This is a genomic window from Methanobrevibacter sp., assembly GCF_015062935.1.
Taxonomy (GTDB): Archaea; Methanobacteriota; Methanobacteria; order Methanobacteriales; family Methanobacteriaceae; genus Methanocatella.
In genome coordinates this window covers 18,616-29,924 of sequence record NZ_SUTM01000002.1, presented here as the reverse complement: position 1 = coordinate 29,924, position 11,309 = coordinate 18,616, and the positions used below count along the sequence as shown (strand labels likewise).

Here is an 11,309-nt window from a genome sequence, read left to right as displayed (position 1 = left end):
CAACATCCAAATCATCCTTCAACGCAGAAGCATTAGCCTTAGCAACATCCAAATCATCCTTCAACGCAGAAGCATTAGCCTTAGCAACATCTAATTGTTCAGTTAAATTAGTGATATTGTCTTTAGCCTCTTGAAGTTCGTCAGGCAGTGGTGTATTAACAGTAGTGCCATTCACAGGAGTAATACTGTATTCAGCGTCATCAATGACTATTGTAATATTTTCTGGTAATTTGTATTCAACATCAAGAGTTTTTAAATCAGATACCACATCATTGTATTTATCGTCACCTGCGTAATTAGCAACAACAGAATAACTGCCCTCACCTAAAACAATTTCCAATCTACCATCATCGACATCAGCAGCATATTTAGTTCCGTTTACATTAATGATTACAGTACCTGTAGCGCCTTCAGTAACATTAAATTCAATGACTGATATTTCACCGGCTTTACCTGCAGTTACAGTAACATTAATCTCAGAATCTAATTTGGAAGCAGTGAAAGTTTCAGTTGTGCTGTTAGCCTTATGAGTAGCATTACCTGCAAATGAAGCAGTAACAGTATATGTAATAGCTGAAACCTTATCAATAGTCTTAGTTTCAACACCATTGACAGTAACAATCACAGGAGCGTCAGCACCATTTACTTTAACACTGACAGCTGCAGACTCGCCAGCAACCAATGGAGAAACATCAATATCAATATTAGAATCTGCTAGAGCTTTGACTTTAATTGATGATTCAGTGGATGAATTTTTATATTTGTCGTCTCCAGAATAGGTTACGACTGCAGTATAGGTTCCTTCTTTAAGATTGTCAATTCTTATTTCGCTTGCACCGTCGACAATATTTCCATAGTATTTTTTACCGTCAACATCAACTAATACAAATCCTTTTGCAGATTCAGTTACATTAACTTCAATGACAGCAGTTTGTCCTTCAGTTATTTCACAGTCTGTAGCATTAATGCTTGAATCTGACTTGAGTGCGTTTACAATAATTGGCTTCATGCTTGAATTATCCAGGTATTTATTATCTCCAGAGTATCTGAATTCAAGTGTATGTGCTCCAACAGTCAAGTTTTCCAATGGGATGCTGATTGTTGAATTTGCATCAAGTATGTCAATCAGTTTTCCATCAACGAATAATGAAACATTTCCTTTTGCATCATCAGGTAATGTTATATTTGCAAATGCGGTTTCACCATCATTAATGTCTTCACTTTTCAAATCAAAGTCAATATCATATCTGATAACATCCAAAGTTAATGTGCCCAGTTGATAATAATTATCATCAACAACATGATATAATGTGAAAGTATAATGTCCATATTCCAGGCCGGACAATGTTAAATTTGCCTTATTGTCCACAATAGGAACAAATATTTCATTCCACTTATTACTGTGAGAAGTTTCAACTCGAAGTTTTCCTATATTTTCTTTACTCATGAATGTGATTGAAGCGGTTTCATTTGAATATATTATGGATTTATCTATATCGTACCTATATTGAGAATCCATATATGCACTATTTGGAGACACATCATAATTCCCATTTACATAACTTGCTTTAACTATGTAATAATCCGGAATTAAATCATTTTCAAAAATCGCTTTACCGTCAACAAGAGACACATTAACTGTTTTTACAACTTCAAGTTCCTCATAAGTATTAGGATCATATCTAACAATTTCAACATGCATTGTACCGTTTGCATCTTCAGGTAAAATTAAACTGACAGATTGCTTTTGATAATCAAATTGGAAATTAGCCACCACATTAAAAATGCCTAAATCCATTTCACCATTGCTGTTTTCAACAATGACATTATGATTTCCAATATCAAGAACAGATTTGGAAACGAGAATGTGATTGGAATCCACTATAGTGTAATCTGTTTCATTTCCATCAATTTTTACAATGACACCATCGGTGGATGGAAGAACAATTCTTAAATCATCAATGCCATATGTTAAATAGGTATTTTCAATAGCCTGAACATAAACAACGTTTATTTTTTCAGATTTTACTGTTTTTGGATAATTACCATCACCGGAGTAAATTATCTCAATATCATGCTCTCCAACATCCAACTGAGTTAAATAAACATACACTGAATATCCATAAACAACATAATATGAAAGCTGGTTTCCGTCAGCAAATACAGTAACGTTACCTGCCGCATCGTTATTTAAATAAACAGTAGCATAAGTTGGAATACCTTGCGGATTATAATTTTTTGCAATTTCCTGTGGAATTTCAATCAAAACATCAGTTGTGTTAAACACTATTTTTTTGGAAATGGATCCTCCTTCCCAGGACAATATAAGATCAATTGTGTGAACTCCTTGGCTTAAATCACAGTCAAACAACGGAATTTGAATATTATATACATGATCATATACCTGTTTTTCAACATCGTCAAACTTGAAAACTATATTACCTGCAAAATATGCATCAAAATTAACATATAAATATTCTGTATTTGACATGATTGAAGTATTGTTTTCAATTGAAGTTGAAATGTCCAAAATGGTTGTAGAAACGTCTTGAGTGACATTGAATTCACTTCCTTCATAAACTACTCTAATATTATGGTAGCCGGAGCTTAACTGATTTAAAGAAATATTAGCTTGCCCATCACTGAGTTGAGCAGATTCAATCTTTTCAGGATTGCCAGAGTCTGTCAGGTATGCAGTTACATTGGCTGGGGATTTATCAGATACTTTAACAGCAATAAATGCATCCTCACGTTTTTGAACATAATTCGGAATTGTTACATTTAATGATAAAACATAGAATGTGATTTTTTTAGACAGCTCAGTTCCATCATCTGTGCGGACTTTAAACTCAATTGTGTGATTTCCATCGATTAAATCACCCTGGTCGAAACTGATAGTGCCACTATAATCATAAGTACCTTTATATTGATTATCGAAACTATATTCAATACTATCATAATACCCATATACGTTGTAATTAAAGCCTGAAGTACTACTTGAAATAACTGTGTTGTTTTCTATGCTTATATCCATGTCTAAAACTCTTATAACATAATAATTTTCAAAAGTAGTTTCGCCATTGTCATAAACCAATTTAATGTTCCTGTAACCGGCCTTCAAGTCATCTAAAGAAACAATAATAGGTTCATCTGTAACATTTTGAGAGAAAAATTGAGAATACGTAATAGTATCACTTTCCCAATCATCATAGGTACCTAAATAACCTGTGACATTTCCTCCCATCTCTTCAGGCATTTGAATGATTAGATTAGAATCCTGTCCTTTAAAGAAATATGTTGGAACAGAGATATTAGCATCAAAAACTGTGAAAGTTATTTTTTTGCTTTCATCACCAAACTTCAACTCGATGGTGTGTTCATCGAGGGTCAAATCGCCTTCATCAAAAGGAATATTTACATAACCTTGCCAGTACTCGTCAATATCATACTCACCTTTATAATTTCCATCAAAATAATAGTCAAAATGACATGAATCATCTGAATAGACTCTGAATCCATTGGCGAATTTTGGCAGGGACTTGTTGAAGTTTACACTTAAATCTATGACTGTAATTTCAAAATCAATGCGATATTCATAATTGTCTTTTAAATAAACTATTTCAAAATAATTGTAATTGCCCATATTAATTGAAATGTTGGTTGGTCCGTTGACCTGTACAAATCCAACCTGCTTACCTCCATTTCCATAAACAGTCAGATTACCTCCATCAGCATTAACTTTAACTTTTGCATTATTTTTATCAAAAACATAATTAGAATAGGTAATCTGCGGGCGAACATTAACATCCGTAGATATAGGTTCAACAGCATAGTTACCGTTTTCATAGGTTACGTGAAGGCAATATTCACCTATGCTCCAATTTCCTAAATTTAAAAATCCCTGACCCTCAGTTATTTCAACTGAACCTAATCTTTCTCCACATTGTTTGGTTTCATAATCATATCTATATGCGACTAGCTCACCTGTAGCGTCAGCAGGCAAATCAATGTAAAATCCACCACTGGTGTTCCAATCAATAACCGAATCTGTCAATCCAATTTCAGATTTTACATAAAAAGTTTTAGTTACATTTAATTCATGGAATTGATCTTTACCTTCAAAGTAGATGTTTGCTTCATGTTTACCGTAGGTTAAATCATCAACCGCAATGTAATGCGCCCCTCTTTCTTCCCCATCAAACTTAGCCGTGTAGGGTTTTCCATCCATTGTTACATTAAAATCATACTCAAAAGAATCTGGAACCTCAAAATAGATTTCATTAGCATCTGGAGAGTATGTGATATTATATACATTAATTGTATAATTTGATATGAAAACAGTGAAAGATTTATGAACCGGCTTATAATCCTCATTTCCCGTAAAATCTATACTTATTTCGTATTGACCCATATTCCAGAAATATTTTGAAAATGTTCCTTTACCATTGATTATTTCAATTTCATTTCCGTATCCATCCCAAGGATCATAATTCTCAAAAACAGTCAGATTGAGATTTTTATCGGAAATGGTTACATTAAAAAGACTTTCCCCCGGTGCCTTGATGTTTCCTGGAATTTCAAGACTGATATTAAAGGTTGACCTATTATACATAAATAAAGATGTATCTACTGATTGGAGCGAAATTTTCATCCCCTTTATAGTAAATGTTTACGTGATTGTCTTCAAGTTTCAAATCATCCCCATTTACATAAAAATACAGATTTTCATACCCCTTTTGAGTTTCATATTTCTTATTGTTGATTGTTACCTCAACAGTACCGTCAAATGTTCTAGGAGAGTATAAATATACCAATATGTTTTGACTGTATTCCACCCGGTCATCTTTAATACTTAATGTATAATTACTTATATCAAACTGAATATCATATACCTTAGGATTATAAATTTCATTTCCGTAATAATTGAGTCTTAAATAATGACCGCCCATTTCGGGAGGATTGAAACTAAATTGGCCTCTACCCTCTTCAATATACGTATCTGAAATAAATTCTTCTGAGTCTTCATAATAAACATCTATATAAGCATCCGCATCCACAGGCATTGTTACATTAATTTCATACCATCCGCCTGACTTCATGTTATTCGGCATTGTTACATTAATTTCAGCATCAATTCGATTGTCTTCATCGTCCTTTAAAATTTCAGTATTTTCTATTGACAATTCATCGCCTGAATCGTCAATTGCATCTTCAAGTGCAACTTCTGTCATGTTGTTTTCTGCGGCGCTTACCGCCGTTGTGCAGCAGAGAATCATGACAAAAACTGCCAGTATTAAAAATTTCGTTTTCATAATTTTCACCAATTATAATATGAATTATATTTTTAACATTATTTAATATTATCTAATTTTTTTTACAAAAACTGAATATTAATCCATATTATTGAAAAAATATTGAAGATTTTAAAAATTTTTAAGAATATAATTAAAAATTATTTAACTGTCCAATGTTTATGTCATATTTATCAACAGTTATGCAAAAAATTAAACCTAAATTGAGCACTTATATATCATATTTAGCAACTAAAATTCAACGAAAAGATACTTCATTATAAAAAAAGATACAGTTGATAATTATGAAAGAAAACATGAAAGCTATAATATTTTTAATCGAAGATTACATTAACATTAGGCATTGCCGTTTTAAAAGTCAAATGAAAACCGGGATATATATCAAGCAGTTGAATTTAGCTTTAAAAATGAAAAATCAACCGTTAATGTGAAAAAAAGAAAAAAGTTAGAAAGGAATTTGATTTCCTTTCTATTTGATTGTTAATTTTACTGATTTGTTTGCTTCCTTGTAAGTATTGTCACCGGCAAATGAAACTTTAGCAGTGAATTTGCCTTTTTTAGTTATTTTTAGGCTGAATGTTGCTTGACCTTTAGCGTTGGTTTTTGCTGTGTAGGTTTTACCATTGATTTGTAGGGTAACTTTTTTGCCTTTTGCAAGGTATGTTTTTCCATCGATGGATGATCCTTTGATGGTTTTTAAGGTTACTGTGTATTTTTTGGTTTTTGCAGTAGCCTTAAATGTTTTTGCGCTTGCAGAAATTGAAGTTGTTTTCTTTTCAATGTTAACCTTGTGTACAGCCATGGTTGCGTTGTAGTCTTCATCGCCTAGGAATACTATTACAAAGGTGTATAGACCTGCGTTTTTGAGGTTAATCTGAACATTTGCAAAACCGTTTTCATCGGTGGTTCTATTTAATGTTACACCGTTGTAACCGATGTAGATGGTTTTGTTTGCAATAGGATTACCCATCTCATCTACAAGTTGGAATGTGAAGTTTCCACCACGTTCTCCTTCGTAGAAATCACAAGAATATTGTGTGAAGTCACTACTGTTAAATAAAGTAGCTTGCCTTACAGGAGAGAGATTTTTCAAGGTAATGTTAATGTTAGAAGCGTCAAATGCATCATTTCCATTGAAATCAATGCTTATAATACTATCACTAGCACCCTGAACAGTGAAAACACCATTATCATCAGTGGTGACTTCAGTAGCGTTTGCACCGTTTACAGCATATGTAATTGTAGCATTGGCAATAGGATTTCCTTCATCATCAACCAAAGTACCTCTTATAGCCAAATCGGACTCAACAGTGTCGAGGTTAATGAAAGACTTTGTGGTTTTGCCCGCATTTGCGAAAGTCAAGTTGTACTCAGTATCGAAGTAATCAACAGTACCGTTGAACAAGATTGTTAAAACACCGTTTTTAATACCTTTAACAGTGAAAGCACCATCTTCATCAGTAGTTACGTTAGCAACATTTTCACCGTTGACAAATGAAGCGATAGTGGCATTTGCAATAGGATTGCCTACAGGATCAACCAATACACCGACAATACCCAAATCACCGGAGAGTCCGGTTATTGTGATAACAGAAGGAGTTCTGTAATCCATAGGGTCTGCAGCTTCAAACGGATACATTGCATCTTCAGGGTTGAAGATTACATTTTTATCATCATCAGTAGTGAACAGGTAACCGACAGGACCGAAAACAACAGCATAATCAAGAGCACCATTGTTATCAGCATAATCAGTACGGATAGGAGCATTACCAGTGTAAGCAGTAATGTTTTCACCATCAGTCAAGTTCTTAATAACAGTTTGCTCATCTTCAGAATATAAAACAATCCAAGTGTCCGGACTGTAAGTCTCATCCTTAATACCCATGTTACCTAAGAAATAAACAGTAGGTTTGGAGTTATTTCCCCAGTAGTTATTGTTGAAGTTAACATTTGGAACAACTGTATCTTCAAAACGTTGTTGGTTAATTATAACATCACCATCAAATAGGAATACTGAATTGGAAATGTTATATTCAGTGTCCGGACCAACAGTACGGCTATGTGCCAGATAAGTTATATTTTTAAATACACAACCATCAAAGTTATATTTAAAGTCACAATATCCGTTTGCCATCCAAATGTATCTGAAGTTAACAAATGAGGAATTATATACATTTAAAATAGAAGTCATAGCCCCATAATCATTTAAAGCGCATGGATAAAATAATTGAGACATTGATTCTATAGTGTAAATTTTTCCTTTGAAGTTATTGACCATGTTAGTATTTGTCATGTTAATATTACCTGAAATAGATAATGCTGGGTTGAAACTAATTGACTTATCAACTATGCCCAAATTAATCAATGATTCATTATCTCCATCATTTGTCACATTTGTATTTTCAATAATAACGTCAGTTGCTTTAATTAATACAAAATTAGGATTACTTGGATATTGAATTATTAAATAATTATCTTTAAAACTAGTATTATTTACAATAACACTTTGTGCTTGTATAAAACTTACCTCTCTATATCCAGTGAAGACATAATTGTCAAAAATTGTAGAGTTATCGATAAAAATATTTCCACCAATAATAAGTCCTCTTAAAGAAATACCATTTTTGGTAATTACTGAATTGGCAATAGTTAAATTACCATTGTTTACAATAATAGCATCTCCACCATGATTATCACTTAATTCGACATTATCCAATAGGAGATTTGCACCTTCATCAACAGTTATAGGAGATGCAGAATCAATGACTTGAGACTGTCTGTTATCAGGCAACATATTCTTTATAGTTAAGTCTGAAATAATTACTTTGTTTTTACCATCAGTGACTGTGGCAAAGTAAGTTGTGTTTTCACCATCAATGATAGTTTTGTCTACGCCAGCACCAGCCAATACGATATTGTTCATGGAAGATAAGCTTAAAGCTGTGTTTAAAGCGCCAGCAAAATTACCTTCAGTTAAATGAATTGTAATATTGCGGCAGTTTTTACTTGCTTCTGCAACGGCATGTGAAATTGATTTAAATGGATTAGATTCACTTCCATTTCCATTTTCATCACTGCCTTCAGGAGAAACCCAAAACTCAACATGGTCTAAAACATTTTCCAATTTAACAATGACTTTAGCATCGTTTACTACATTTTCAGGATTAACCAAATAAGTATTTCCTGATAAGACATATTCCCCATCATCAAAACCTGCATAATTTAATATTGAAACACCATTATTAATTTTTGCAGATCCCACTTTACTTCCATTCAATTCAAAAATCAAATCATAGAAAGAGCCTATTACTGTTCCACATGGACCAGAAACATTTGCGGTCAAATCATCCACAAGTGAAGTGACATTTAAATCATTGAATGTGATGGTTAAAGGAATAGCATATTTTAAATACTCATCTCCCTCCCAATAGTTATGCTTTTCAAGATAAATATCTTTACCGTTGATTCTTGCAATATTATTTTCAAAAATAACATCATTTAACTCTAAAGAATCAATTATTTCTTCAGTTTCATAATCAATGAATACTGGATTTTCAGGTTCAATGGCATATGGCAATAGAACAAATACTCCACCATAATCCGCAGTATTATTTATAAATGAACAACCTTCAAATATTCCTATTTTTATAGTGGAAACAGCCGCTTTAGTAGCTGAATTGTTAATGAATCTACAATCATTAAACTTCAATGCAGGAGAAATGAAAGACATAGAACTATCCACACCACCAAATACACCATTCACATCAGCCTTATTGTTTATAAAAGTAGTGTTGGTTACAGTTACAATACCCTGAGCTGGATTGAATATTGCACCACCGTTCGGAGCATAATTTCCATCAAAGTAACAGTTTTCAATTGAAATTCCATAAGCATCTCCACAATATAAAGCACCTCCGGTTTCACCTGCAGTGTTATTGATAAACTTACAATTTTCAATTTTAGTTAGACTGATCCAATTTTCAATAGCAATAGCACCACCAGGTCCATATTCATTTGTGTTGTTTGCAAAATAAGAATTAATTGCTTTTATGTTCTGAGCTGAAATGGAGTAATGTCCTTTATTATTTGTAAATGTTAAATTATCAATATTTACATTAGATAAAATTGAAGAACCTTCACCATTATTACTGTCCATAATACAGTCAATTAAACTAACCTTTTCATTTCCAGTAATTAATGAGTCGCCATAACCATTAACAAATTTTAGATTTTTAAGAGTAGATTCTGTGGAAATATGGAAGAACCAGGTTTCCTCATTTCCATCTATTATTGTTTCACCATATTTTTCACCTAAAATTTGAAGAGTGCCTTTATTTGCAATTGTTATTTCCACATTGCCTTCACCAGAATAAGTTCCTTTGAGTAAATGAATAGCCACATTGAATGTTTTTTCAAAACCAACGTCCACTGCATGTTGAATTGTTGCAAATGGAGAATTTATGGTACCATTATTCTCATCAGCACCTTCAGGAGACACATATAAATCAACAATTTCATTAGAATAGTGAATATCAGCAGTTGATAAAGCATCACTAGTAGTGTCACCACTTGTAATAGTTACATTATAGATTCCAACTTCAGGCATTGAATTAAAGTTAAAATAGAATTTTCCATTTCTAGAAGAAGGATTGAAAGTATAAGTATTGTTTTCGTTTACAAAATTAAGTTTAAATGAACTTATTTTAACAATATTTCCCATATCATCAGTTACATTAACTGAAACATAAACGCCATTGTTGATTTCATCATTGCCCACATCTATTAAATCCTCATCAATAGTGAAATTTAATCCATTTATAGTTCCTGTTGAATAAATATTTCCAACAGAATTAGTTGAGTTTATAAATGTATTATTTTTCATGGTACTGCTACCATAAGCAATATTTACAATTGAATAAGTTGTGGACGGATTAGAACAATTAATAAACTGATTGTTACAAATTGTAGAACCTTTTAAATCATTTACAAAAATAGATGCATCATTGGTTCCAGTTAAATTAATAAACTTATTTCCATCAATATATGTTTTGGAATTGGAATAAACTGCAACACCACTTCCCCTAACAATGCTTGTAGCAATAAAATTATTATTTATTAAAGTCAAACTATCAATATTACGAGCATAAATTGCTCCACCACCAGCTTGCCAATTATTTTGACCGTTTGCAGAGCATGAAATAAATGATGAATCTTTAACTGTTAAAACACCATTATTATTAGTCATATAAATTGCTCCACCTTGATGGCCGGTGGAATAAACATCTTTAAAAACACAATTTTCAATAGTTAAAATACCACCATTATTAGAAATAACCGCACCGTTACCCTGTTTAAAATTAATAAAAGAAATATCTTTTATTGTAATGTTAGTATTATAACCAAATGTAGCAAATCTGAATGCAGATTGACCATCAATAAATGTTTTATCCGCACCAGCACCAATGAAAGTTAAACTACCGCCGTTACTTTTATGCAACAGTTGAATGTTAAAGTTTGAATCGTCATCTGAAATGAAAGTTCCTTCTCCAATATGAATAGTAGCTATATTTGATGCATTAACATCAGAAATAGCTTTTCCAATTGTAGCATAAGGACTTTCTTCTGAACCAGTATTTGAATCATCACCGGCATCACTTACATAAATATCTTTTGTATCAACTTCTACATCAACAGGATCATCATCAATAACAACCGGATCATCATCAATAACAACCGGATCATCATCAATAACAACCGGATCATCATCAATAACAACAATCGGATCATCATCAATAACAACAATTGGAGGCATTTGAGCCTCAACAGTTGCATCTTCGACAGATGTTGCACTTACAGCGCCAATCATGAAGACTAGCAATACAAAAGATATCAATAATATCTTATAATCTTTCATATTTTTGTTACCTCAACAATTTTTTTAAAGTATTAAATATTACACTAAAACTAAAATCTCAAATATTTAACACATTAATATAT

Annotated in this window: 3 protein-coding genes; all 3 read right to left on the bottom strand. The window is 32.4% G+C overall.

Annotated elements, in window-relative coordinates; translation table 11 throughout:
* Positions 1-4,612: Ig-like domain-containing protein (locus E7Z81_RS00920; protein ID WP_292742994.1), on the bottom strand; the 4,612-nt coding region annotated here is incomplete at its 3' end.
* Positions 4,605-5,312, bottom strand: coding sequence for a hypothetical protein (locus E7Z81_RS00915; protein WP_292742992.1), 708 nt, complete (start codon positions 5,310-5,312; stop codon positions 4,605-4,607). The genes E7Z81_RS00920 and E7Z81_RS00915, both read right to left, overlap by 8 nt.
* A 469-nt stretch (positions 5,313-5,781) precedes the next feature.
* Complete coding sequence (locus E7Z81_RS00910) at positions 5,782-11,226, bottom strand: DUF1565 domain-containing protein (protein ID WP_292742990.1); 5,445 nt, start codon at positions 11,224-11,226, stop codon at positions 5,782-5,784.
* Between the last annotated feature and the right edge of the window lie 83 nt (positions 11,227-11,309).